Annotated in this window: 30 protein-coding genes and 2 tRNA genes; 19 read left to right on the top strand and 13 right to left on the bottom strand. The window is 44.4% G+C overall.

Annotated features, from left to right (window positions below; all coding sequences use genetic code 11):
- Positions 1-22: 22 nt before the first annotated feature.
- Positions 23-964 carry a non-homologous end-joining DNA ligase gene (gene ligD, locus H0Z19_RS08940; protein WP_290725865.1) on the bottom strand — a complete coding sequence of 314 codons (942 nt, stop codon included), beginning with the start codon at positions 962-964 and terminating at the stop codon, positions 23-25.
- Entirely contained in the window at positions 961-1,722 is a 762-nt protein-coding gene (locus tag H0Z19_RS08935) for a Ku protein (RefSeq protein WP_290725864.1), read from the bottom strand. The genes ligD and H0Z19_RS08935 overlap by 4 nt, the downstream gene beginning before the upstream one ends.
- A 129-nt stretch (positions 1,723-1,851) precedes the next feature.
- Between H0Z19_RS08935 and H0Z19_RS08930 the strand changes: the two genes are divergently transcribed.
- From H0Z19_RS08930 to H0Z19_RS08920, 3 genes are all read left to right on the top strand, one after another.
- Positions 1,852-3,174, top strand: a complete 1,323-nt coding sequence (locus tag H0Z19_RS08930; RefSeq protein ID WP_290725862.1) for an NADP-dependent malic enzyme — start codon at positions 1,852-1,854, stop codon at positions 3,172-3,174.
- Between the two features lie 69 nt (positions 3,175-3,243).
- Positions 3,244-3,720: a carboxymuconolactone decarboxylase family protein gene (locus tag H0Z19_RS08925; protein WP_290725861.1), complete on the top strand. Its 477-nt coding sequence runs from the start codon at positions 3,244-3,246 to the stop codon at positions 3,718-3,720.
- Positions 3,721-3,882: 162 nt separating this feature from the next.
- Entirely contained in the window at positions 3,883-4,041 is a 159-nt protein-coding gene (locus H0Z19_RS08920; protein ID WP_290725860.1) for a hypothetical protein, read from the top strand.
- Positions 4,042-4,213: 172 nt separating this feature from the next.
- Here H0Z19_RS08920 and H0Z19_RS08915 read toward each other — a convergent pair whose 3' ends face one another.
- Positions 4,214-4,864: a YIP1 family protein gene (locus H0Z19_RS08915; RefSeq protein WP_290725859.1), complete on the bottom strand. Its 651-nt coding sequence runs from the start codon at positions 4,862-4,864 to the stop codon at positions 4,214-4,216.
- Positions 4,865-4,974: 110 nt separating this feature from the next.
- Here H0Z19_RS08915 and H0Z19_RS08910 point away from each other — a divergent pair, with 110 nt between their 5' ends.
- From H0Z19_RS08910 to H0Z19_RS08900, 3 genes are read left to right on the top strand one after another with little or no spacing between them, the layout of a single operon-like run.
- The gene (locus tag H0Z19_RS08910; RefSeq protein WP_290725858.1) at positions 4,975-5,262 is read left to right on the top strand and encodes a hypothetical protein; all 288 of its coding nucleotides are present in this window, start codon (positions 4,975-4,977) and stop codon (positions 5,260-5,262) included.
- A 47-nt stretch (positions 5,263-5,309) separates the two neighbouring features.
- The gene (locus tag H0Z19_RS08905) at positions 5,310-5,897 is read left to right on the top strand and encodes a hypothetical protein (RefSeq protein WP_290725856.1); all 588 of its coding nucleotides are present in this window, start codon (positions 5,310-5,312) and stop codon (positions 5,895-5,897) included.
- Positions 5,894-6,448 (top strand): stage II sporulation protein M, encoded by a 555-nt coding sequence (locus H0Z19_RS08900; RefSeq protein ID WP_290725854.1) that lies wholly within the window; start codon positions 5,894-5,896, stop codon positions 6,446-6,448. The genes H0Z19_RS08905 and H0Z19_RS08900 overlap by 4 nt, the downstream gene beginning before the upstream one ends.
- Before the next feature lie 134 nt (positions 6,449-6,582).
- Here H0Z19_RS08900 and mer read toward each other — a convergent pair whose 3' ends face one another.
- Positions 6,583-7,581, bottom strand: a complete 999-nt coding sequence (gene mer, locus H0Z19_RS08895) for a 5,10-methylenetetrahydromethanopterin reductase (RefSeq protein ID WP_290725853.1) — start codon at positions 7,579-7,581, stop codon at positions 6,583-6,585.
- A 267-nt stretch (positions 7,582-7,848) separates the two neighbouring features.
- Here mer and H0Z19_RS08890 point away from each other — a divergent pair, with 267 nt between their 5' ends.
- Both H0Z19_RS08890 and H0Z19_RS08885 read left to right on the top strand, forming a co-directional pair.
- Positions 7,849-8,370 carry a TIGR00288 family NYN domain-containing protein gene (locus tag H0Z19_RS08890; protein WP_290725852.1) on the top strand — a complete coding sequence of 174 codons (522 nt, stop codon included), beginning with the start codon at positions 7,849-7,851 and terminating at the stop codon, positions 8,368-8,370.
- Complete coding sequence (locus tag H0Z19_RS08885) at positions 8,367-9,281, top strand: ATP-grasp domain-containing protein (RefSeq protein WP_290725851.1); 915 nt, start codon at positions 8,367-8,369, stop codon at positions 9,279-9,281. The genes H0Z19_RS08890 and H0Z19_RS08885 overlap by 4 nt, the downstream gene beginning before the upstream one ends.
- Here H0Z19_RS08885 and H0Z19_RS08880 read toward each other — a convergent pair.
- Together H0Z19_RS08880 and H0Z19_RS08875 are read right to left on the bottom strand one after the other, a co-directional pair.
- Complete coding sequence (locus tag H0Z19_RS08880) at positions 9,278-10,798, bottom strand: ATP-binding protein (protein ID WP_290725850.1); 1,521 nt, start codon at positions 10,796-10,798, stop codon at positions 9,278-9,280. The genes H0Z19_RS08885 and H0Z19_RS08880 overlap by 4 nt on opposite strands.
- Before the next feature lie 72 nt (positions 10,799-10,870).
- Positions 10,871-10,942 (bottom strand) — tRNA-Ala (locus H0Z19_RS08875).
- An 89-nt stretch (positions 10,943-11,031) separates the two neighbouring features.
- Here H0Z19_RS08875 and H0Z19_RS08870 point away from each other — a divergent pair.
- Positions 11,032-12,153: a formate--phosphoribosylaminoimidazolecarboxamide ligase family protein gene (locus tag H0Z19_RS08870; protein WP_290725848.1), complete on the top strand. Its 1,122-nt coding sequence runs from the start codon at positions 11,032-11,034 to the stop codon at positions 12,151-12,153.
- Here the strand turns inward: H0Z19_RS08870 and H0Z19_RS08865 are convergent.
- Entirely contained in the window at positions 12,150-12,404 is a 255-nt protein-coding gene (locus H0Z19_RS08865; protein WP_048064198.1) for a hypothetical protein, read from the bottom strand. The two genes, H0Z19_RS08870 and H0Z19_RS08865, sit on opposite strands and share 4 nt — an antisense overlap.
- A gap of 117 nt (positions 12,405-12,521) precedes the next feature.
- Between H0Z19_RS08865 and H0Z19_RS08860 the strand changes: the two genes are divergently transcribed.
- The 9 genes from H0Z19_RS08860 (at position 12,522) to H0Z19_RS08820 (ending at position 19,121) form a co-directional block, all read left to right on the top strand.
- A tRNA-Ser gene (locus tag H0Z19_RS08860) sits at positions 12,522-12,602 on the top strand.
- Positions 12,603-12,676: 74 nt separating this feature from the next.
- The gene (tatC, locus tag H0Z19_RS08855) at positions 12,677-13,393 is read left to right on the top strand and encodes a twin-arginine translocase subunit TatC (protein ID WP_290725845.1); all 717 of its coding nucleotides are present in this window, start codon (positions 12,677-12,679) and stop codon (positions 13,391-13,393) included.
- A gap of 385 nt (positions 13,394-13,778) precedes the next feature.
- The gene (locus H0Z19_RS08850; protein ID WP_290725843.1) at positions 13,779-14,567 is read left to right on the top strand and encodes an N-acyl homoserine lactonase family protein; all 789 of its coding nucleotides are present in this window, start codon (positions 13,779-13,781) and stop codon (positions 14,565-14,567) included.
- A gap of 87 nt (positions 14,568-14,654) precedes the next feature.
- Complete coding sequence (locus tag H0Z19_RS08845; protein ID WP_290725841.1) at positions 14,655-14,993, top strand: hypothetical protein; 339 nt, start codon at positions 14,655-14,657, stop codon at positions 14,991-14,993.
- Positions 14,994-15,023: 30 nt separating this feature from the next.
- Complete coding sequence (gene asd, locus H0Z19_RS08840) at positions 15,024-16,055, top strand: aspartate-semialdehyde dehydrogenase (RefSeq protein ID WP_290725839.1); 1,032 nt, start codon at positions 15,024-15,026, stop codon at positions 16,053-16,055.
- A gap of 47 nt (positions 16,056-16,102) precedes the next feature.
- On the top strand, positions 16,103-17,263 hold the full coding sequence (locus tag H0Z19_RS08835; RefSeq protein WP_290725838.1) for a magnesium transporter: 1,161 nt from the start codon (positions 16,103-16,105) through the stop codon (positions 17,261-17,263).
- A gap of 54 nt (positions 17,264-17,317) precedes the next feature.
- Positions 17,318-17,914 (top strand): hypothetical protein, encoded by a 597-nt coding sequence (locus tag H0Z19_RS08830; RefSeq protein ID WP_290725836.1) that lies wholly within the window; start codon positions 17,318-17,320, stop codon positions 17,912-17,914.
- Positions 17,911-18,918 (top strand): HAMP domain-containing protein, encoded by a 1,008-nt coding sequence (locus H0Z19_RS08825; protein WP_290725833.1) that lies wholly within the window; start codon positions 17,911-17,913, stop codon positions 18,916-18,918. The genes H0Z19_RS08830 and H0Z19_RS08825 overlap by 4 nt, the downstream gene beginning before the upstream one ends.
- On the top strand, positions 18,915-19,121 hold the full coding sequence (locus H0Z19_RS08820) for a hypothetical protein (protein ID WP_290725832.1): 207 nt from the start codon (positions 18,915-18,917) through the stop codon (positions 19,119-19,121). The genes H0Z19_RS08825 and H0Z19_RS08820 overlap by 4 nt, the downstream gene beginning before the upstream one ends.
- On the opposite strand, the gene H0Z19_RS08815 is transcribed toward H0Z19_RS08820, so the two are convergent.
- The 3 genes from H0Z19_RS08815 to H0Z19_RS08805 are packed head-to-tail and all read right to left on the bottom strand — an operon-like array spanning position 19,118 to position 20,519.
- Positions 19,118-19,861 carry a DUF2226 domain-containing protein gene (locus tag H0Z19_RS08815; protein ID WP_290725830.1) on the bottom strand — a complete coding sequence of 248 codons (744 nt, stop codon included), beginning with the start codon at positions 19,859-19,861 and terminating at the stop codon, positions 19,118-19,120. The two genes, H0Z19_RS08820 and H0Z19_RS08815, sit on opposite strands and share 4 nt — an antisense overlap.
- Before the next feature lie 4 nt (positions 19,862-19,865).
- Positions 19,866-20,210, bottom strand: a complete 345-nt coding sequence (locus H0Z19_RS08810) for a roadblock/LC7 domain-containing protein (RefSeq protein WP_290725827.1) — start codon at positions 20,208-20,210, stop codon at positions 19,866-19,868.
- A gap of 45 nt (positions 20,211-20,255) precedes the next feature.
- The gene (locus tag H0Z19_RS08805) at positions 20,256-20,519 is read right to left on the bottom strand and encodes a hypothetical protein (protein WP_290725826.1); all 264 of its coding nucleotides are present in this window, start codon (positions 20,517-20,519) and stop codon (positions 20,256-20,258) included.
- Between the two features lie 159 nt (positions 20,520-20,678).
- On the opposite strand from H0Z19_RS08805, the gene H0Z19_RS08800 reads away from it, so the two are divergent.
- The gene (locus H0Z19_RS08800) at positions 20,679-21,509 is read left to right on the top strand and encodes an MBL fold metallo-hydrolase (protein ID WP_290725824.1); all 831 of its coding nucleotides are present in this window, start codon (positions 20,679-20,681) and stop codon (positions 21,507-21,509) included.
- On the opposite strand, the gene aroA is transcribed toward H0Z19_RS08800, so the two are convergent.
- The 3 genes from aroA to H0Z19_RS08785 are packed head-to-tail and all read right to left on the bottom strand — an operon-like array spanning position 21,499 to position 24,190.
- A complete protein-coding gene (gene aroA, locus H0Z19_RS08795) occupies positions 21,499-22,749 on the bottom strand; it encodes a 3-phosphoshikimate 1-carboxyvinyltransferase (RefSeq protein WP_290725823.1) in 1,251 nt (416 codons plus the stop codon). The genes H0Z19_RS08800 and aroA overlap by 11 nt on opposite strands.
- Entirely contained in the window at positions 22,740-23,780 is a 1,041-nt protein-coding gene (locus H0Z19_RS08790) for a DUF763 domain-containing protein (protein ID WP_290725822.1), read from the bottom strand. The genes aroA and H0Z19_RS08790 overlap by 10 nt, the downstream gene beginning before the upstream one ends.
- The gene (locus tag H0Z19_RS08785) at positions 23,777-24,190 is read right to left on the bottom strand and encodes an archease (RefSeq protein ID WP_290725821.1); all 414 of its coding nucleotides are present in this window, start codon (positions 24,188-24,190) and stop codon (positions 23,777-23,779) included. The genes H0Z19_RS08790 and H0Z19_RS08785 overlap by 4 nt, the downstream gene beginning before the upstream one ends.
- Between the last annotated feature and the right edge of the window lie 88 nt (positions 24,191-24,278).

The raw sequence follows: 24,278 nt of genomic DNA, 5'->3' as shown, positions 1-24,278 counted from the left end.
ACATGAGGATAGTGAAGCTAACTTAGTCAATTCTGCACTCCTCTGGACTTTTATCTTCCCTCAATCTCAAAAATACCGGTGCTCTGAGCTTTCCATCCTCTGTGAATTCGAGAAACTCCACCTCGCAGACGTACCTCGGCTTAACCCAGTGCACGTTCTTGGTTTCGATATCAAAATGCGGTTTTTCAACTTCAATCTCTCTCAGCTTTTTCGAAAACCAGGTCAGAAATTCGGAATCGAAGCCGGTTCCAACATTTCCGACGTGCCTTAATTTTCCGTCCTCATAAACAGCAAGGACAAGGGAGCCGAAAGTCTCACCCCTCTCACCCTCTCCCTCAATCCAGCCAACTATAACGCAATCCAGAGTATTTTTCTTCTTTATCTTTTTCCAGAGGTTACTTCTCTTACCTATCAAGTACTTTCCGTCCTTTTTCTTCGCCACGATTCCCTCAAGCCCCATTTCCACCGCTCTCCTGTAAAGCTCCTCTCCATTCCCCTCAATCCACTCTGCCATCACGACTCTCCCTCTGTTATGAAGAATCTCCGAAAGTATCCTCTTTCTCTCCATCAGCTCCAAATCCACGACCCAGCCGTCGCAGTAGAGGACGTCGAAAACAATGTAAACTGCAGGAATCGTCTTGCTGAGAATTTCAATCTTGAATTTGCTATCGACATGCTCCCTCTTCTGAAGCAGCGGAAAGGAAGGTTTTCCGTCCTTTATTACAACAATCTCACCGTCGAGAATTGCATTTCTCTCAACTGCTTCCAGAACCTTCAGCTCAGGATAGCGGTAGGTTATGTCAAACAGCCTTCTGTTCTGCAATCTCAGCCTTCTCCTCTCCACATCGACAAAGGCCAAACACCTTGTTCCGTCCCACTTTACCTCGTAAATGTGGTCCTCGCTACTGAATGGCTTTGACCTTACCGCTAGCATCGGTTTGATTTTCTTCTCGAACCAGCTCATTTGACTGCCTCAAGGCTCGCTTTAAGAGCATCTATTAATGACTTGACTTCCTCAACACCCTCACTGACAACAATCTCTCTCCCGGAGAGCTTGGCTTCGATGAGCTGCATGAGTGCTTCTTTGTACTCGTCCCTGAACTCTCCCAGCTTGAGTGGCTTCTTCATCGCAAGAATCAGTTTCTTGGCAAGCTCCAGCTCTTCTTCAGTGATGTCTGCCTTAGCGCCCCAGCCAGGGAGTTCCAAAGGACTTCTGACTTCATCAATGTAGTGCAGCTGAGCAAGAACTATTCCTCCATCGTAGGGGCGTAAGGCAACAAGGTTCTCCTTCCCGCGCATGGTCATCTTTCCAATTCCCATGCTGTTGGTCTCCTCCATTGCCCTCTTGAGCAGGTAGTACGCCTTCTCACCACCCTTGTCGGGCGAGATGTAGTAAAAGCTGCTGTAATAAATTAGTCCGAGTTCAGCGGGGTCGAAAAACTGCCTTATCTCGATGCTTTTCGTGGATTTTAGAGGTATCTTTTCGAAGTCTTCATCGGTGAGAATGACGTATTCATTTTTCGATATTTCATACCCTCTGACAATTTCCCCATCCGAGACTTCTTTTCCGCACTTCTCGCAGACCTTCCTGTATCTAATCCTTCCCCCATCTGCGGAGTGGAGGAGATGGAATTTAATCTCTTTCTGTGTGGCGGCCTTGTAAACCTTCACGGGTATGTTTACGAGACCAAAGGATATACTCCCCTTCCACGTTGCTCTCATACTTTGAATATAAGCGCACTCGGTAAAAAACACTTTTCTCCATTAACATGATAAATTAAAATACAAAGTTGCAAATCAAATATGTATCAGATAAAAACATTTAAGTACTGTTATACGTATAAGATTTGTATGATTGAAGAGGTGTTTGAATTGAGCAACAACGGAAAGGCGAGAAAATGGCACGATTTTTATGGTGGAAAGATCGAAATCCTTCCAAAGGTTCCAATCAGAAGTCTTGACGATTTTAGCATCTGGTACACGCCTGGAGTGGCGGAAGTTTGCAACGAAATCGCTGAGGATGAGGAAAAGGCTTACGATTACACCAACAAGTGGAATCTTGTGGCGATAGTCACTGATGGTTCAAGGACTCTGGGTTTGGGTAACATAGGACCCCAGGCCGCTATGCCGGTCATGGAAGGAAAGGCTTTGCTTTTCAAATACCTCGGCGCCGTTGATGCATTCCCTGTTACTCTGGCAGAACAGGATGCTGACAAGTTTATTGAAATTGTTAAGGCCTTATCTCCGACATTTGGAGGTATAAACATTGAAGACGTTTCCTCTCCGAAGTGCTTCTACATCCTCGAAAGGCTGCGGAATGAGCTCGACATCCCGGTCTGGCATGACGACCAGCAGGGGACGGCTACTGCGACACTCGCTGCCCTCATCAACGCCCTTAAAATTGTTGGGAAGGACATCAGCGAGGTCAAGATTTCAATAATTGGTGTTGGTGCTGCCAACTTCGCCACCATAAGGCTGCTGAAGGCTGCAGGTGCTGACCCAAAGAAGATGTTCGTCGTGGACAGCAAAGGCATACTCCACCCGGACAGGCCCGATTTGAAGGAGAATAAAGGATACAAGTGGCAGCTCTGCCTTGAGACCAACGGTGAGGGGAGAACCGGAGGGATGGAAGAGGCAATAAGGGGCACAGACGTTCTCATCGCCGCAAGCAAACCCGGACCGGGAGTGATAAAGAAGGAGTGGATAGCGGAGATGAACGATGACGCAATAGTCTTTCCACTTGCTAATCCAACTCCTGAAATCTGGCCCTGGGAAGCGAAAGATGCTGGAGCAAGGATTGTGGGCACCGGAAGGAGCGACTTCCCCAATCAGGTAAACAACTCCCTCGTCTTTCCAGGAGTTTTCAGGGGTGCTCTGACCGTTAGGGCGAGAAAGATAACGGATGAAATGTGTCTGGCTGCTGCAAACGCCCTTGCAGAGTTTGCCGAGAGGAACGGGCTCAGTGAAGACTACATAATCCCAAGAATGACTGAAAAGGAAGTTTTTCCGGAAGTGGCAACCGCTGTTGGAGTTAAAGCCGTGGAACTCGGAATTGCAAGAATACAAATGAGAGAAGAGGAGATTTACGAGATAGCTGAGCTAATGATCTCAACCACACAGAGGAAGATAAAGAAGCTTTACGAGCTAGGGTTCATAAAGGAGCCACCTTCTTAATTTTTAAATCTGCTTCAATGCCGAAAGAGCTACAATAAAAAATTTAAACAATTTTTGACATTTCTTAGCATGCGAGTTCGGCCGCTGACGAATGAGGAAATACTAGAAATTGTCTTGGAGATGCTGGTAAACAGATTCAAGGGCAGAGAAAATCCGGCTGCATACAGAATTTTAGCGAGGAATCCTGTGTTGTTAATGAAATTTGCGGAGTTCAGAGATGAAATGATGATGAACGGAAAACTGGACTCGATTTTAAAAGAAAAGATTGCGATAAAAGTTTCTACCGTCAATGAATGCAATCCGTGCTACGTCAGCCATAAAATGAAGCTCGAAATATCTGGTCGCTCAGAGAATGCGAAAGACGAGAAGGAAAGGGCTGCCTTACGATTTGCTGAACTCGCTGCGATGAACAGAGGCAAGGTAAGCGATGAAATGTTCGCTGAACTATTTAAACACTTCAGCGAAGAGGAAATGCTGGAAATAACTCTCGTCATAAGCCTTTACATGTTCTTAAACACGTTTAACAGCTTGCTGGTTGATGTGTAAAGCGTTTGGCCCTGGCTAGAAGCGAATGAAACGCTGGAATTTATACATCAGCCTTATAGATTTTCCACTTGAAATACGAAAATACGACAAATCCAGGAGAAGATAGCAGGAAAAACCTTGCCCGAAATTTAAAACGTATCGCTTGAGATAAAAAATCCGTTTTTGTTTGAAGGAATTAGTGGTGTACTTTCGAGGAGAATGCCAATAAATCAGGTTGAGTTGATAGTTAGAGACATTTTAGAGGATGTGGTTGCGGTACCAAATCCAGACGATTTGGCGCTTGAAGTAGCAATAAAAACTGGCTGCTCGCTTAGTTCATAGGGACAGTTAAGTGACGAATTCAGTGTTGATTACGAATGACAAGATAATGGCCAGCAATGCTAGGAAAGCAGGCATTGAGGATTATTATCTGGTAGAGGACTTCGATAAAGCGGTAAAAGGTTAGAGGAAATAAAATAATTGTTTTGAAGGCTTACTATGGAAAACAAAGAAACTACAACAGCTTCAAAATCGACCAGAATTGATACACTGTAAACAGTACGGTTGGTATTATGGCGCAAACGAAAGCCTCTTTCAGCTCAATCTCTCTCGCATACCTCAAAGCAAAACTCCATATTGTTAAAGACCACATAATCACAGCAATATTAACAATCAGGTTTGAGTAAATCAAATCTTTCGGGATTATTGAGACTATTATTGCTCTCACAACGTCTGGATTTTGCTGTAACTGAACCAAGCTAATTTCCGGGATTCTAGCAATTGCGATATAGTAGAGAGACATGGGGACCGTGATAAGAGAGCCAACCAACGACGGAAAAAAGCCATATCCAACGAATTCAAAAGTTCTCCTGAAATCTCCCTCACCTTCAAAAAAGAACGCTGATAATCCATGCATTATAACCGCTATTATCACCCAGACGGCAAATACTCCGACAAAGCTACTGATAATACCGATATAGCCACCAATTTTAAAAAATACGCTCAATCTATCTGGCATGACTTCTGAGAGCTTAGTTATGATTGTATACTGGTTTAAAGCTACCAGTGTTGCCAGGAGCAGTACAATTAAAGCTGGTTTGCTCAATTTAGTGTCATATTCTCTCATTTCAGCAAATAATTCATCAGGATTGCTAATAAGTTTCATGATATCAGGTGTGTATGACATATTAAAGCTTTACTATGTTGTATCAAAACAAAAATTTTAAAAGTCATGAGCTATCAGAACACAATGACATTGGTTATTGAGGTGGTAGGATGCATGCTGTGAAAGATTGGAATGAAGAAATGATGAAGTGGCTGGCAGTTGGGATGTGCTTGGTGATGGTAGGGATGGCTGTGATGCCTTGTATGGGTGTTGGAATTGGAGAAGCTTGGGCTGTGGGCGGATACTTGCTTGAAAAAAATAGTGAAAACTGGAATGCGGAAGCAGGATTAGGATGGAGTATTTCAGGGCTAATAGTATCGTCTCTGTATGGTGCTGCAGTTGGAGCTGCAGTTGGAGCCGCACCTGGGGCAGTAGTTGGTTTTGGAATAGGACTTTAATCATGCGTCACTTCAATTTTTTAAACAATTAAATTTGAGGTGATTACATGAACAAAGAAATGTTGGGCTCGTTAATAATTGTCCTATTTGGGAGCTTATTATTAATTGTTACTCTTATACAATTTAATTCCAGCCCATCAGTGCACAAAACAATTTACTTCTGTTGTGGAAGTTTATTTGGGATAGGTATGTCTCTATTAAGTTTTAAAGCTGAAGAGACTAGAAAAGTAGGCCCTAAAAGAGGATTGAAGGCTCTCATAAAACTTGTTTTAATCTTTGTAATTTTACTCCTGCCTATATATGTCGCTCCTTTCTACTATGTTTACCTGTATGATAATATTACATGGCTTTTACTATATATCTCTGGAACCTTGATAAATGGTGGAATCGCTATGTTGATACTTACATGGCGGAGAAGAGAAGTTTTAAAACTTACTAATGAATTTAAATTAACACCAAAGCTTTTTATTGTCACTTCAACTTCTATTATGCTGCTTACTACCGGTTGTGCGGTTATGTATGCTTTCCATTCTACATTTTTCACGATTCTAGGAATAATATCGATTTTCTTTGGATTTGTTTTTTTAGTTTATGCTGTAAAAATTATATTATTAGTGAGGACTGCTATACTATGAAAAGAATAAATTTAAGTTTAATTTTTCTATCTATTATAATTTATTTCTTGGGATTAGTCAAAGGTTATTTATCTCCTATAATTCGTATTGATTTTGAAGTGCGAAATCTCAGCTTAAATCAAATCGAAGCTAACTTATCATATATTGAAATCTTAGAAAACAACATCTTCGTAGTTGTTTGTGAAGTACTCGGAGGGATTTTTCTATTACCTGTAATAAATTCGTTGTTTTTTAGTGGATTTACCGTAGGGTTAATTATAAATAACTTAATTGTATTAAACAATGGCTTAAAAAATTCTTTACTCATTATTCTTCCCCACGCCATTTTTGAGATCCCCGCGATAATCATTGCAGGAGCCGCTGGCTTCAAAATCCCTTATGAAATTGTAAGATACTTAGCAGGCAAAAAAGAAACAATACTGACGAAAGAAGACGTAAAGGAATATCTAGCCCTCGTCTTTATCTCAATCATCTTGATCGTAATAGCCGCATGGATAGAAGCTAACGTAACGCTGAAAATAGCCAAGGCCATGCTGAACTTGACAATGTAACGGGAAACTCTCACTATGAAATTCGGTGAAGAACAATTTGACAGTTTTTGCTTAAATTGTAGATTGTCCAAGAGATTTAAACATCTCTCAGTAAGCTGAACTGCCCACAATACTAAAAGAAAAATTGGAAAAAGTTACTTCAGCTTCGGAATAATCTCTTTACCTATCAGTTTAATGGACTTCTTCTTGTCTGGGCCAATCGGGCTGCCGGCAACAACCTGAGTAACGCCAGCCTTCGATAGCTCGTTGATTCTCTCTATGACGTCATCAGGTGTTCCGCTGATCGAGAAGATGTCAATCATCTCGTCCGTCACGCTCTTCGCAACTCCACCCCAGTCGCCCTTTGTGAAGGCGTTGTTCAAAGCCTCTCTGACAGCATTCACCGCATCTTCACTCAGACCGTGCCTCTCAAGGACTGTTGGTGGGCTGCCAGCAACGATAAATGCTACAACAATTCTTGCCGCATTTCTTGCCTTGTCTCTGTCCTTGTCAACGCTCATTGATGCATAGGCTACGGTGTCAAACGCATCTCTGCTCTTTCCTGCTTTGGAGAGCCCGGCATCGATGCTCTCCTTAGCCACTTCAAAGTCCTTGGGGTGCGAGGCGTTAATCAGAACACCATCTCCAAGCTCTGCGGCGAGCTGAAGCATCTTTGGACCCTGAGCACCGATATAAATCGGAATGTTTCCTGCTTTGAAGCCAAGCTTTGCACCGTTGAACTTGAAAATCTCGCCGTCATACTTAACGGCTTTGCCCTCTGTGAGCTGCCTGATTATTTCAACAGCCTCCCTCATTCTCTTCAGAGGCTTCTCCCAGGTTATACCAATTCTCTCGAAAGTAACCTTGTCTCCAGCTCCAATTCCGAGAACCGCTCTGCCTCCGCTGATTTCATTTATCGTTCCAATTGCGGAAGCGGTCAGGGCGGGGCTGATGTGGTATGGGTTGGTCACACCCGGACCGAGCTTAATCGTTCTTGTCTTCATGGCGAGGATTGTCAGCATCGAATAGACGTTTCTGTTGTTGTAGTGGTCCGTAATCCACGTGTGGTCAAAACCGCTGTCTTCAGCCAGTTTCACATAGTACTCAAGCTCGTAGTACTTCATATCTGGCACAAACTCAATTCCAAACTTCATAATATCACCAGTTAAGGGAAAAGCAGAAAAGCAAATAATCTTTTCGATTTATTTTGGTCGGTGGCTAAAGACGTGCTGGAAAAGCCCTTTAATATTGAATACCTGCGAAAGCGTGTTGTGAAGTACATCAATGAGAGAATTTAAACCCAGAAATGAGTAAAAGGGGCATTGAAAATTTTCAAAGTTCTTTTTTTCGTCAAACGGCGTTTAGCGTATGTTGAACATTAACAAAACTTTTTTAAACTTCGAAGAGAAAAATTGAAAAGCATGCCGACGATATCGCGGATTCAAAAGATTAAAGAATACCTTTCTAAAAGAAAACTATCCCAGCGTAGGAAAGTTGGTGTACTTGTTGATGGACCAAACATGCTCAGAAAGGAGTTCAATATAAACTTAAAGGAGATTAGGGAAATTCTTTCTGAGTATGGGGATATTAAGATTGCTAAGGTTTTCCTCAATCAGTATGCAACCGAAAAACTTGTTGAGGCAATCGAAAACCAGGGATTTGAACCCATCGTAACATCAGGAGATGTGGATGTCAGGATGGCTGTTGAGGCCATGGAGATGATATACAACGATTCCATTGACGCAGTTGCACTTGTTACAAGGGACGCCGACTTCAAGGCTGTTTTAATTAAAGCGATGGAAATGGGGAAGGAGACGATAATCATAGGTGCCGAGCCAGGATTTTCAACAGCACTCAAAAACTCTGCGGACATAGCAATAGTTCTTAATGAGGATGAAGACACACCAAAAAACGATTTTGAGGAGGAAATAATAGAGGTATGAAACTATTTTTATTCGAATTCGCAGCGTGCGGTGAGAAATTAGAGGACAGTACCGCCGTTGAAGGTCTTGCGATGTTTAAATCTGCGTTCGAGGGTTTCAAGAACTACTTTGAGGTAACCGGGTTCGTAAGACCTGAATTTACCCACCTTTTTTCCCTTCCTGCAGATTCTCTGGATTCACTTGAAAGGTATCTTGAGGAAAGCGATGCTTTTCTGATTGTCGCCCCAGAGGACGATTTTCTGCTGTACAACCTGACAAAGAAGGCGGAGAAGTATGCTGAAAACCTCGGTTCCTCAAGCAGGGCTATTGCGGTAACATCAGACAAGTGGGAGCTTTATAAAAAGCTGAAGGGGAAAGTTCAGGTTCCCGAAACCTCATTGAGAGAGCTTGACTGCAAATTTCTCATAAAGCCGCGCACGGGATGTGCTGGAGAGGGAGTGGAGTTCAGTGAAGTAGTACCGGAAGGTCACATAGCTCAGGAGTATATCGAGGGGATGAATTTGAGCGTCAGCCTTGCGATTGGTGAGGAGATAAGGTGTCTGAGCGTTAACGAGCAGCTCCTTGACGGTTTCAGGTATGCCGGGGCTATCGTTCCCGCTAGAATATCCGAAGAGGTCAGAAAAGAGGTTGTTGAAGAGGCTATAAAGGCTGCTGAATGTGTAGATGGCCTGAATGGTTATGTGGGTGTCGATGTCGTATATTCAGATCAGCCTTACGTAATTGAGATTAACGCAAGGCTCACAACACCAGTTGTTGCATTCTCCAAGGCTTACGGTGTAAGCGTTGCAGATTTTCTCTCAGGAAAAGAAGTCAAGCATGTGAGAAGACAGATTCTCAGAAAAAGTGAAAAAGCTGAAAATCCATACGTAAAGGTTGGAAAATATGGAATTGAAGTTGCTGATATGGATTAGCCGAACAACCTTCTCAGGAATCCCTTCTTCTCCTTTTTTGCCTCCCCCTTTTCACTCTTCTTCTTTTTCTTCTTTGCTTTTTTCTCCTCCTTCGGCTTTGTTATGCTCACGGCCTCACCGTGCTTGCTCTTTCTGCTCCTCACCCTCACTATTACAGGTCTTTCAAGCTCGGGACTGACAATCATCGCATGCCCCGGTGGGAGGCGTTTGATTTCCTCAACCATCTCGGCAGTTATGCCTTCAACTCCGTTTTTAATCGCGTTTATGTCGTTGGGGTTCGTCACTCTGAGAATGATTTGAGTGTTGCACTGGCTTATCACGTTTTTGTCAACTCTCGCGGGTCTCTGGCTGATAACCATCAGTCCGAGGCCGAACTTTCTACCCTCGCTGGCTATTGTCCTGAGTATTCCCGTTGAAACCGCCCTGTCGAATCCCCTCTCGGGGATGAAGTTGTGAGCCTCTTCAATCACAATCATTCCCGGTTCAACCTCTCCCCTCTTCCTCAGCTCGAATAGTTTTGTGCAGACTCTCGAAACGATGAGGTCTTGATAAGCAGGATCAACTCCGCGAAGGTCGATTATTGTAGCCTTTCCACGCTGAAGAAGCTGTTTAAGGTCAGTTGGCTTCTCTCCAAACAGCCCGGATTCATCGACCTTTGCCAGCGCTCCCAGAAGGGTCCACTTTCCGTTGTGCTTTATGCTCTCAACTTCATCCATAATGTCCTTAATCGTATAATCTTCATCCTTCAGCTCCTTCAACGCCTGATAAAGCAAAGCCTGGGCGGTGGGATTTTTTAATCCAGTAAGCTCGATGATCTCCTCCGCAGTCAGATTGACACCGTCGAGCACAAGCAAACCGTCAGCCCTATCTGCGAACGGTGATATTGGGGGAACGAGTATCCTTATCTGGTCTTCGTAGCCCTTTGGTTTAACTCCGAAATCACCATCAACGCTGTCATTGGGATATCTCATTGAATGATATTCGCCATGAGGGTCGATAATCAGCAGTGGAACGTTTTGATCAAGCAACTCTTCTATGATTACACCCGCAGTGTAGCTCTTCCCACTTCCAGTTTTCGCAAGAATGCATACATGCTTTTGAACGAGACTGTTGGGGTCAAGCTTGACCTTAACCCCCGTGTCGCCAAGAAGACCAACATAAACTCCATTCTCGCTCAGCCCAAGAACCTCGGCTATAAGCTTCTCTTCAGCAAGAAAAACGCTCTCTCCTGGAACGAACGGGCTTCTCGGAACCTTCAGCCTTCCGTCCTCCCTCTTTCCAAGAACGATAGCCTTTCCGATAAAAACCTCCTTTGAGCCGTTTGCAATCTCCTTAATCTCCCTGCTCCTGACATTAGATTTCGCAACGATGCTCTCCACATAGGCAACAACCCAACCATCAACATCATTCCAAACCTTAACGTAATCTCCCCTTTTCACCTGCTTCTGGTTGAAAATTACAAAGTTGAACTCAAACGGTGAAGCTTCGCCGTAAATCTTACCTATAGCTCCTTTCATCGTTGAAACTCTTTTCTGGCTATTTTTAACATTTTTCCCCACTTAAACGTTAGAGCAGTATGAAGAAAAACATGGACTCGGCGGGATTTGAACCCGCGGCCTCCGCCTCGCAAAGGCGGCGCTCTCCCGCTGAGCTACGAGCCCTCGTGGTCATTTTACTCCAAGGGATTAAAAAGGTTTACGTTGCAGGTGAAGAAATCAATCAATTTTTTAAGTGCGAGACAACGTGGATTATGAAGCCGCAGAAGATCGCTGAAGGTTACGAAGATGTTACCATAGGAATTTTCGGCTCCCACTCAGCCAAGGAAATTGGAATGGCTGCAAAGGCTTGGGGGTTTAAAACTGCAATTGTAGTGCAAAAGGGAAGAGACAAGCTCTACACCAAGTACAACAGTCACCTCTACGACGAGATAATAATGGTTGAAAAGTTCAAGGATATGCTCAACAGAGAAATTCAGGATAAACTTCTCGAGCTTAACACGATTTTCATACCCAACAGGAGTTTTGCAGTCTATGTCGGATACGATGGCATAGAGAATGAATTTGAGGTTCCTATTTACGGAAACAGGTTCATGCTCAGAGCAGAGGAGAGAAATCATCCGAAAAATCAGTACTACCTGCTCGAAAAAGCTGGTTTGAGGTATCCTAAGGAGTTCAAATCTCCGGAGGAGATCGACAGGCTTGTCGTGGTTAAGGTTCAGCAGGCGAAAAATCCTCTCGAAAGGGCCTTTTTCTACGCGGTCTCTCCTGAAGACTACTACCAGCAGGCTGAAAGATTGCTGAAGGAAGGAGTAATCGACGAGGAAGGACTCAAGAAGGCAAGAATTGAAGAGTACGTTCTCGGAGCGAGGTTCAACGCCAACTTCCACAGCTACGCCATGAAAGACGTCTTCGGAAATTTCGACTTCGTTGGGTTTAGCGATAGAAGACAGGTCAACTTGCAGGGATTCCTGAATCTTCCGGCAAGGGAACAGCTCAAGATAAACGTTCCTGTAAAGAATGAAGAGATTGGGCACTTTGGAGTTACCATGAGGGAAAGCAAGCAACAGGAAGTCTATGAAGCTGCTGAGAAGTTTATCGAGGCCTGCAAAGCGGAGTTCCCGCCCGGAATAATAGGGTTGTTTGGTCTCCAGGGGGCGATGGCATACTCTCCGGAGGATGAAACAAAGCTGGAGTTTGTGATTTTCGATGTATCTTTCAGAGTTCCGGGTGATCCTGCTATAGGCCCCACTTCTCCTGAAATGAGGAACCTCACGCTGAAGCACGGAGTGAGAATCGAAGACCCCTTAGACCTGACGATGATGGAAATAAAAAAGGCAATGGAACTGCAAAGATTGGGAGAAATAATCACTTAGCCAGCTTCGAGTAGCTCAATACCGTCGTCTGTAAGCTTAAGTTTTCCATCCTCTTCTTTTACAAAGCCTTCCCTGATAAGCCAGTCTAAGTTGAACTTGAACTGGAAGTCTGAAAGTTCAAGCTCTTTTTTCAACTCCTCTCTCGTCTTGCCCTGAACACCTATCGCGGCAACAATCTGCCTTCTTATTGGGCTCATTGAGGCCTTGAAAAGCCTCTCATGGTGTTCTCTATCTCTAACTTTCTCACCCATCAAACTCACCTCAAAAAATATATCGAAAAGGTTTAATTTAACTCTTTCCCACGTTTTATCAAGCAGTCATATCCGTGACCAAAATCCTTAAATTGCTTCTTGATAAGGAAAAGTTGAGCCGGGGTTGCCGAGCGGTAAGGCGACGGCCTGCTAAGCCGTTGGGCGTTGCCCGCGTGGGTTCGAATCCCACCCCCGGCGCTTTTTCCAACAGCAATAAATCCGAACTTCCAGCAATTGTCAAAGCATTTATTTCTCTCAACCAGAGGATGTATGTGAGCGGCCCACCGGAAGATAAAGAACTTGAACTGCGAGAGCATATCGAAGAACTCAGAAAAAGGCTGGTTAGAATCTGCATAATCCTGATTGCTGCAGTCTCAGTCTTTTACTACGTCTCCTATCCCTACTTGCTTTCCTTCTGGTACTCGCTTGTTGGTAAAAATCCTATATATGTCTTCACGCCTCTTGAGTGGGTTGTGATAAGGCTCAGCTTCTCAGTAATAACGTCTCTCCTATTTCTTTATCCGTACATAATCTACGAACTTTACCTTTTTGCCAAGCCGGGGCTTTACGATCATGAAAGGAAGTTTTTGAAGGCAATCCTGATTCCGAGTTACGGAATATTCCTTTTTGGAACTTTCTTCGCCTATAAATTCGTAGTGCCGATCCTTTACAGCATTGCCCTGGGTGGTGCGGCAGATCCCTACCTCTCTGCAGAGAAGACCTTGACCAACGCGTTCAAATTGCTAATATCTTTCGGATTCTTTTTCCAGATCCCGCTTTTCATGGTGCTGTCAGACAGGTTTGGTATAGTAAAGTACTCCACATACAGGAGCCTGAGAGTTCCCGTCTACATTCTTATTCTCGTCTTTGTTACAAACCTCACAATGGACTTTACCGGCCTAACTCAGGTAGCAAGCCTCGTTCTTTTTGTCGTCATGTACGAGACTGGATTATTGATTCTGAAGGTTCTAAACAGCCGAAAAAACTAAGGCTTATTGATGGGCGGCAGCGTTGTAAAGCTGAACCTGTGAGTGAAAAAGACTTTTCGAAAGTCTGAAAGAACTATATCTCTCAAAAGAATCTCTGAGAATGAGGCTTATGTTTACACACTCGCAGGAAGAAATTTGTAAATAGTTGAAATGTAACGGAGAAAAAATTTGCTCTTGTAGCCGTTTTTTGAAAGCATACAAATTTCTTGAAGTTGAAGAGGGCGAGAAGACAGATGTGAAATCTTTTGTGGATACTTTACTCAAAATCAGCTACATGATCGAGAATTTCCAGAAATTGTAGAGATGGAGTGCGACCCTGTGGTGGTTAGCTCCGAAGGCAAAGATGACAACAAACATTTTTATAACTAAAAATTAAGTAGATTTCATGTACAGGATAATGCCTTTAAAGGTTGCTGAAATCAGCGTGCCGCTTGGCGCCGTTCTGATGATGGGAGATATGAGAGTGATGACTACTGGCCCGGTTTACGTCTGGGTTATTGACGGTGAGGATGAGAAAATAGTTGTTGACTCAGGAGTTGAAGAAGCAAAGAACGGGTTGTTTCACGGATTTCCGGGTAAAGGTGGAGGGGAGAAGGGATTGAGGGAAGCTTTGGAGAGTGTCAACCTCAAGCCAGAGGATGTGGACAAGCTCATAATCACCCACCTGCATTTCGACCATGCCGCCAATGCAAAGCTTTTCACCAACGCGAGAATTTACGTCCAGAGGAGAGAGTGGGAGTCTGCTTTAAATCCTCCTCTTCACTACCGCGAGATTTACGATGCCAGCATGCTGCACCCGCTTGAGGAAATGGACCTCTGCCTTATTGAAGGTGACGTGGAGATTGCTGATGGTGTCAGGACAGTGCTTCTTCCCGGCCATACCAAGGGATTGCAGGGTGTTGCGGTTGAGACGGAGAGAGGGAAGTATCTCATCGCAGGAGACCACTTCTACACGTATCTCAACTTCTTCCCTCCGAAGCATCCCATTCAAATGACTGACATTGCAGGAAACACTGTGGAAATTCCAGCCTCTTCAATCCCCTTCCTCCCGCCGGGACTGCATGTCGACCTGACGGAGTGGTACGAGAGCTGTTTCAAAGCTTTAAGCTATGTGAAAAGGCAGAATATCCTCCCCGGCCACGATCCCAGCCTGGAAGGGAGAATCTTTCCTTAATTTCAATTTTTCGAAGTACTGAGGTATGAGTTATTACATGCACAACAACCAGAAGGTTTATCTTTAGCTTCGTTTACTTTAACTCAGATGGAAGCTGTTGAGGAAACAGATACCAACTCAAAAATTGCCGATAAAATCCTCGAAAACCTGATGAGAGTCTATAGCATTGATGAAATTATGCAAACAGTGAGGAAAAACAAGGATAAGTCGATTTACCTATGTGTGAAGAGAAGCAAGCCTGAATCACCGAAGATTTTTGTGGATTCGAATGGAAATCACTGCTACCGGTGCGACGAAACTCTGATGATACCCATTCCAAAGAAGTTTGTAATTCTTGAACCGGACAAGCTCTACTTCGAAATGACACTCAGGGCAAACATAATGCTCGCTCTGAACGGGGCTGAGGAGAGGGAGTTGCACCACTAACTTTTTTAAATTGCACCTTGTCCTTCAACCATGCGATACAGTGTCGGGGTACTTGGAGCTACGGGAATGGTTGGTCAGAAGTTCATCCAGATGCTCGCAGACCATCCTTGGTTCAAGCTGACGAGCCTTGCGGCATCGGAGAGAAGAGTCGGAAAGAAGTATGGAGAAGAGGTTGATTGGATAGTTTCTCAGGATGTTCCCGACATTGCAAAGGACATCGAAATGGTGCCGATGGATCCAAAGTATGTCGATGCCGACATCGTTTTCTCAGCATTGCCTTCCGACATCGCAAGAGAGGTTGAGCCGAAGTTCGCTGAGGCTGGGTTTGTGGTTGCAAGCAACGCGTCAGCTTACAGAATGGCAGAAGATGTTCCCCTCGTTATTCCGGAGGTGAATCCAGAGCATCTCAGGCTGATTGAGGTTCAGAAGAAAAACAGGGGCTGGGATGGGTTCATCGTCACCAATCCAAACTGCACGACCATTGTCCTAGTGCTTTCACTCAAGCCACTCGTGGATCTGGGGCTCAAGACTGTGAGAGTTGCGTCAATGCAGGCTTTGAGCGGTGCGGGCTATCCGGGAGTTCCTTCACTCGCAATAACAGATAACGTGATTCCATTCATAAAGGGAGAGGAAGACAAAGTTGAGGCGGAACCACTAAAGCTGCTCGGCAAGTTTGATGGCCAAAAAATAGAGTTTGCCAACATCAAAGTTTCAGCCTCATGCCACAGAGTTCCCGTTATCGATGGACACACCGAAGCTGTTTGGGTTGAGTTCGATCGCAGCGTGAGTGTTGAGGAAGCGAAGGCAGCATTTGAATCCCTGAAACCGCTTGACCTTCCAACATCCCCTGAGAAGGTGATAATCGTCAGAGAAGAGCCTGATAGGCCACAGCCGAGACTCGACAGAGATGCTGGCAACGGCATGAGCATCACCGTTGGCAGAATAAGGAAGGACGGTGAGAATGGGCTGAAGTATATAGTTATGGGCCACAACACGGTCAGAGGGGCTGCGGGAGCGAGCATCCTCAACGCTGAACTTATGGTGAAAGAGAAGATTATCTAACAAAACTGAAATATATTTGAACTACTTCTATTTTTTGGGGTGCTTGGTTGCAGCCGGAGAGAGAGCTTACAATATCTTCTGCACTGAAACAGGTTCTTGTTCCCTTAACTCTCTGCCTTATTTTCGACTTAGGTGCTGGTATCTTCCTCGGAATCAGCTTTGAAAAGCTCCTCACAACCTATCCTGAAATCCTTATCGTAATTCCGGGACTAATGGGACTGAGGGGTAACGTCTTTGGCTCCCTTGGTTCAAGAATCTCAACATCCCTGTATCTCGGTTCGTCCGATCCGTCGATCAGAGACGAGTACATATCAAAAAATGTGTTTTTCAGCATCTGGGCTGCAACAGTTCCCGCCCTTATCCTCTTCATGATTGCTGCGATAAAGTTTTTTGGAAAGGAGGGTTTGACAACAACCTTTCAAATAATTCTTGATTCCAGCGTCATGATTTCTGCAATTCTCGGAATTTTTACGGCAATAATCGTAATTGAGAGCTTCAGAAGAGGACTTGATCCCGACAACATAATGGGGCCCGCAGTTACCACATTCGCCGACCTGGTTTCAATCCCGTCAATTGTGCTTTTCATCTTCATCTTCGAGAGATATGCAGCAGCCTGGGTATCAACCATGATTTTGGCAGTTATTCTGACAGTGTCCATCTACCTGTCCGTAAGAGGCGGATACGACAAAAAAGCTTACAAGGAGGTGTTAATGATAGTTTCTCTGCTCGCTCTCATCCAGAGCGTGACCGGAAACATTTTGCAGGAGTTCAGCGAAATAATACACAGGGCTGTGTTTCTGAGCTTCGCGTATCCGGCGGTGATAGGGAGCATAGGCAACTATGGCAGCATCATGGTTGCCAGAACCTCGACAAAGCTGCATCTTGGTGAACTTCCGAGCAGAAAGTTCGTCGATGCAGTGTATATTTTCCCAACCTCACTGATAATTGCTCCAATAATCTTTATCCTGGCCTTCTTCTCAGCCAGCATTTTTGCAGGTATGGCTTTACCAGAATTAAAGGATTTTCTCTACTTTCTTGCTGTGTATCTCGCGCTAACTGCGTTCGTTCTGCTCTTCTCAACCGCTCTTTCAATCTGGCTTCACCGAATGGGTGTGGATCCAGACAACGGAGGAATACCACTCACCACCACTCTAACAGACATTATTGGCACACTTAGTGTTGTGATTTTGGCATATTTAATTGCATAAAGTTTTTATTTGAGGAGGCACAGATAGCATTACAATTATTAGGAGGTGTTGCACTTGGACGACGAATGTCAAAAACTGCTTGCAGAAAAAGAGGCTTTGATCAGAGAACTTCAGGAAAAAGTCAGGGAGCTCGAATCGAAATTAAGATCTTACGAGATCAGGGAAGTTTACAAAGGAGTCATTCCGGATGAAGTTCTCGAAGAACTGGTGAAGCTACCACCCGAGCAGATGGTGATAGAGATCGGAAAGTATCTAAAAGAGAAGGGTTCAGCGGGTCAGGTTGAGGCAAAAAGAACTGTAACTGAAATCAAGCAGGAAATAGCCTCAGTTGAAGAGGAGGTATCGAAAGCTGAAAAGGAAGTCGATAAGACGATTTCGGCTATCACAGGTGCTGCAAAGGCGAAGGTTGGAGTTGATCTGAACTTCACACAAAAGTATGACAACGAGGGGAGTGATGTGGCTTTTCTTGGAGAGGACATAATGAAAACCTTAGGCGTTAAAGAGGGCGAATACATCACTGTAAAGAAAAACGGAGTCGTGAATTTAAGAGCAATCCCCTACTCAAAGGAAAGCTTCATTGTTATTCCCACATGGGTTAGGGAGAAGATTGGTGTGAAAGTAAACGATTTTGTGGAGGTGGTTAAGAAATGAGGCTGACACCGCAGATTGTTTTGATTGTTATTGTGGCGAGCCTTGTGCCTTTAGGGATTCTAAGCCAGCTTGTGATAGGTGGAATTACCGCATTCAGCGATGAGGCTAAAAAGGGTGTTACTGAGGTCAGCCAGGAATATCTCACCAAAGCTGGTCAGGAAGCTGTGAGGATGAAAGCACAGGATCTGGCGATGACAATTGAAAAATACATCGAAGCCAAGATGAAGCTTGAGAACAAAACCATGCTGACGACATATGATCTAATTAATGACCCCGAATTCTGGAATATCGGAGTGCAAAGCTGGGGTGCAAAAGAATACACATGGGTTGGTGCCGGTAACAAAGTAGCTGGAAGAGATCATGCAGTTCTTATAGCTCATCCTGCTTTTATAGGAAAGGAGAAATATCTCGGTGTTGATCTTGCACTATTGGGATGGAACAAAACAATGCCTGAGCTTTATAATCTGTTAGTTAAGATAGTAGAGAACCCCGATTCTCCGAAAGAGGTTTGCGGTTACTACACATGGAAGGACCCTTCAACTGGAGAGGAATTTCAGAAATATCTCTGCCACTACCCGACCAGCGTAAAAGTTTACGATCCGATCACAAAATCTGAAATTTGGGTGGTTGCTGGTACCTCAGCATACATCGACGGCTACTTCCAGTACCTCACCCAGAATCCTGAGAACCCGGCAGAGAATATTGCGGGTGAGATAAGCAAGAGCCTTGAGGAGGCGCTTCAGCAGGTTTACTACTCACTGGGTATTGCAGCGGCCATAGCTTTAATCTTCGTTGTTGTTCTTGCAGTCTTCACAACAACGACCATTACGAGGCCGATAATCGAGCTGAGCAACACTGCTGACAAGATCGCAGAAGGAGACCTTGAGGCTGAAGTTCCACATCAGGGAAGATCGGATGAAATTGGAATTCTTGCAAAGAGTATCGAGAGACTGAGAAGAAGTCTCAAAGTGGCTATGGAAAGCCTTGAGGAGGCACTGAAATGATAACGTACAAAAGACTCCTTGATGAACTCAAGAAGGAAGTTGGACCCATAGCTAAAATTTTTTTAAATAAAGCTATGGAAAGCCTCGGCTACGATGACGTAGATGAGTCAAACTACAAGGAAATACTAAGCGTTTTAAAGATGAATAAAGAATTGAGAGAGTACATTGAAATAATTGAAGAGAGGCTGGAGAAAGAGGGCTAAATACTCTCCCCAATCAACCTCTCCATTTCGGAGAGCATTTCATCAATTTTTTTCCTTGGGACGAAAATTACAAGAGATTTCGCAGCATTTCTTACCTCATCAAACCTCTCGACGAGTTCTTCTGCTGAGCTACAGTCATTGATTACATCAACAACCTTTTTGGACATTTTTCCGAGATAAAGCTCGGCTGTGCTTATGAGTGACTTCTTAAGGGAATCGAGATCACCAGGCGTGGAGCTTGTAGCTGAGATAACCTCATAGCTGCCGTCGAGAGCACTCGTAATTATCTGGTCGATCTCTTCCTCTGAAGGCATCTTAATGCCATACTTCTTGAGAATCGCTTCTCGTTCATCAGGTGTTGTGATGACTTCCTCTGTCAGACCGCCTTCCACTCCAACCTCCGTTTCGGGGAGATGCTCCACAACGGCACTCTTGTTCCACTCCAGAGCCTTTGCCACCTTTTCCTCATCAAGAATATAGACGTCAGCGACACAGTTCTCAAGGCTTAAAAGCTCTTCAAGAGCTTTTTCTCCTACAACCTCGCTTTTGCTAATCACTCTCTGAATTCCAGAGGCAACGATCTTACCGTTGCTAAAAAGTACTTTGGCCTTGGAAAGCTCACCTTTTTTGTAGGAAACCTCTATGTAGCCAGTAAATCCACTATCAGATAGTTCTCTCAATATATCTCTGAAATTTCCCCTTTTGCCGAGTTCCAGAACCTCTCCTTTCGGTACTAGCATATCCTCACACCATTGCGGTTATTTTTTCAACCGCCTTTTTTATTTCTATCTTGAGCAAACCGTAATTCGTCTTCTGATCTGCCACTATGCCGAAAATCAAATCTCCAGCCTTTGAAGCCACAATGCGATCTTTCTTACCGTCTATCATCACAAGTTCAGGTTCATCAGAGGATATTTTTCCAAGAACTTCTGAAGCTTTGTTGAATGCATCAGCGATTAGAGCGGCATAAACCTCATCCTCTTCGGAGAACATTGATTCCGCCTCGATCAAGGCTCCTTCCTTATCAACGATATACACACCTTTAACACCATTAACGCTGAGCATATCAGCTATCACGTTTTCGAACATGATATCACCTGCAATAAAAGTGTTATAAAAATAACTATTTAAAAGTTATGTCAAGTTAAATCCCCTTGAAATAACAGTTTGCAAAATTCCTCCTTTTCTTAGAGCAATTGCGTAGCTCAGAGCAACTGTAATAACCACTCCGAGCAATATCCCTATCCGTCCAGAGTATTTGTTAAAATACAGGGAGATTAGTGTGGCAAGTAGAGCCATCAGCAGTGCAACGAGGACTCCGAGGAAATAAATCGCAACCCCCTTTATTGCCAAGCTTTGAGGCTCTCGTTTCATCCACTCCGGCCTGAGTGTGCCCACTCTTGAGCCATCTGTATACCCCAATGATCATGGGGCCTATTGTCGGCAGTGCCATCGCATACAGCGTTAGAGCAACATTGCTTGTTACAAACTAGTTAAAAATGATAATGGTAATTCTATTCGATAATGTTTTCAACACTTCATTTCCCCCAAAACACAATGGAAGTAATCAAGGGAGTCAGGGTGATTGAGGGGCTGAACAGGGGAAAGTTTCCCTACTGCAATGTTGTCAAAGTGGGGGAAGTTGTCATCGACGCGGGAGCAGGAATAGAAGTTATGAGAAAATTGAGGGACAAAAAACTCATCCTCTCCCACCTCCATCCAGACCACTCGTCTGGAGCCTGGCTTTTTAAGGAAATTTTAGCCCCTGAGGAGGGCAAAGTTACTCTTGATTCACTCGCAAGACGGTTTGTCACACCCGAACTTATCGAAACTTGGAAGAGGTTTATAAGTACTGCTACAGGATTAAGAGAGTTTGAGTGTGAAAGATACGAGGAAGGAGTGATCATAGAAGAGCCGGAGATAGCTGCAATATCCGTTAAGGGCCATACAATAGACCACCACGTTTTTTTAATCGAACAAAAAGTTCTATTTGGTGGGGATGTGGATTTGACCTCCTTCGGCCCCTTCTACGGGAATCCTGAGGCCGACCCTTACCTCTTCGAGAAAGAGATTAACAAGCTGCTCGACCTCGACTTTGAAGTCTTTGTATCTGCCCACTCCAAGCCTGTTTTTGGAAAAGAGGAGGCTGTAAGTAAGATTATGGAGTTCAAGAACAAAATAAAAGAGAGAGAAGACAAAATTCTCGCTCTTCTTGAGGAACCGAGGAGCATAGACAAGATTGTTGAGCTCTCTCCAATTTACGGCAGGAAGCCCTACGCAAAAGAGATACTGGACTTCTTTGAAAAGATTATGGTGGAGAAGCACATCAAGAAGCTCGAAAAGGAAGGGAAGATAAGAGAAGAGGACGGAAAGTACGTTAAAGCCTGACTATGTTAACACCCAAGGACTGGAGAGTCTTGAAATAGCCGGGAAACGAGACTGAAACAACTTCTGCGTTCCTGCACCTAACTTCCCCAAGAAGTCCGAGGAGTGAGAATGCCAGAACCATTCGGTGGTCTCCGAATGAGTCCACAACACCTTTGAACTCCTTTTTACCCCCCTTAACAATCAACCCGTCCTTCAAAGGCCTGCAATCAACACCAAGAGCTTTCAGATTCTGGTAAATGCCTTCAATTCTATCTATCTCCTTTATTCTCAGATGTTCAGCGTTGTAAACTCTCGTCTCACCCTCTGCCACCGATGCAAGAACGGCAATAGTTGGAACGAGGTCGGGAATGTCGGAGGCATCAACCTCAACACCTTCCAGCTCCGACTTCTCTGCCTTCACTATCCCTTTCTCCTTGTCCCATCTAACCTTTCCCCCCATTTCCCTGGCTATGTCCACTATTCTTCTGTCACCCTGGGCAGAATCGAACATACCCTCAATCGTTACCTCTCCCGCAATCAAACCAGCAGCAATAAGGTAGCTTGCCGACGAAAAATCTGCTGGAACCTCGTACCTTCGCAGCCTGTAATTCTGTGAGCCGGGTATGGTGTAAACGTTACCCTCTCTCATTATTTTCACGCCGCTCTCTCTGAGAACCTCAAGCGTTATGTCAATGTACGGCTGTGATTTTACCCCATTGACCTTCAGCAAAGAGTCACCTTCAGCCAGAGAAAGTGTGTAGAGGAGAGATGAAATAAACTGCGAGCTTGGAGCATCAATCTCTATTTTACCCCCTTTAACAACTCCTTGAACTGAGAAAGGAGGGTTGTAAGGTTCTTTTCCTCCGAACTTCCCTCCTAACTTTGCCAGCGCAACTACAAGCTCCCGGTTTGGCCTTTTCCTGAGAGAGTTGTCGCCATCAACAACACTTCTGAATGGGGAGAGTGAGAGGAGACCAGTGAATATCCTCAGAGTTGTTCCTGAGTTGCCGAAATTGAAGTAACTGCCTACTTTAATGCTGTCAACTCCGCTGAAAAACCACTCTTTTTCTTTCTTAACAAATTGCGCTCCAATTTTTTTACAGGCATTCAGCGTTGAAATCGTGTCCTCGGAGATCAGGGGATTTACAATTCTGGATGACGGGGAGAGAGAGGCTGCTATGAATGCTCTGTGGGTGTAGCTTTTAGATGCGGGCGGCCTTGCCTTTCCCTTCACCTCACTTTTCCTGACAACTACATCCATGTTCTGCTCAACCTCTCCAGAATCTTTTTCTTTTCAAAATCCCCGATTTCAGCCTGCTTTACAGTTTCGCGCATGAACTCTATTATCTCATCATAAATATCCATTCTAACCGGAAAAGGCACGCCATCTTTCCCTCCGACTGCGAAGCAGTACTTGGCAGGGTCTGTTTTGTCATATTCCGTGTTGTAGACTATTTCAGCAACGAGGGCGAGTGCGCGAACCGTCTCTTTTCCAAAACCTCTGATTAAGAGAATATCTTCAAACCGCTCAGGCTGGAGGTTGTAGGCCATCTCAACAACCTTCCAGTCGATTTTCCTTGGAACTCTCAGGCCTTTCCTCCATCTCAACACAGAAACAAGTTTCTCGTAATCTTTCCTGAAACTTCCATCCCTTACAATATCTACACAGAGTCTCTTTGTATCTCTGCTCAGTTCGGATAGCATGTTTACAACCTCTTTCTCCCTCTTCTCCGTTATTATCCCATCATGCACGTTTTCAAGCTCTGGAATGTTTGAGTAAACGTTCCAGTGATACCTGCGTGCTAACCTTTCAGTTTCACTCATTCCCTGCTGTATGACAGTGAAATGCTTGGGCGTGAATATTACGGCGTGGTGGTAAAGAGAATAACCGTCGATAAGAGCTGCATTGTCGGCCTTTGCAGCCAGTCTGCTGAACTCGACCAGCCTTTCCCCATTAGCTCCAATCTCCTCCGAAAGCTTCATGATCTCCTCAGGCGTCTTTAGAGCGTTCTTTCCCTTACCGCCAGCAACCCTTATGTCAAATTCTTCGTTATTGAGTGCCGCTTTCAGAACCCCAGTCAGCACGGTCGTAACACCGCTTGAGTTCCAGTCAAAGCCGAGGACGTTTGAGAGAGACTGGAAGAAGATGGGGTTGGAAAGCCTTTCGAGAAACTCTCTTTCCCCGTATTCCATTACTATTAGCTTCACTATTGGCTTCGCCAGCTTTTTCATTCTGTTGAGCAGCCAGTAAGGAGCCTTTCCGTGATGCAGGGGCAGGTAGATCTCCTTCATATGTCAACCACAACAAAAGCCACGTACCCTTTATCAGTCTTCTCAACTCTGAATTTGTGGAGCGTTATTGCCTTGGGCTCAACCTTTACCATTTCTGCACTGAACTTCCCACCCTCAAGAATCCCTGTTGCCTCAATCCCATCACCCTCTTCAATCTCAGCCTTAACATTTTTTGCCGCGAAGAATTCGGTGTCAAACAGATAAAGGAGCTCGTTCAACCATCTGTAAAGCGTGATTTCGGCATCCTCACCTTCACATTCAACCCTAACCTCTCTTTCTATTTTCAACTTTGAAGTGTCGACAAAAGCATCGTAAAAGGCGAGAGCGGCATTTTCGAATAACTCTCTCAGATCTGAGCCGTATACCTCGAAAGCTATGTCTGCAGTGTGGTCTATGAACTTGTATTTCATGTTACTTCCTCACACAACCTGCTATAATACCTTTCGGGTATGTCCACATTACCAAAACCTATAAATCTAAAACATAACACTAAAATAT

This window comes from Archaeoglobus sp., assembly GCF_017656475.1.
Lineage (GTDB): Archaea > Halobacteriota > Archaeoglobi > Archaeoglobales > Archaeoglobaceae > Archaeoglobus.
The sequence above is the reverse complement of the archived record's forward strand: the minus strand, read 5'-3'. Positions and strand labels throughout refer to the sequence as shown.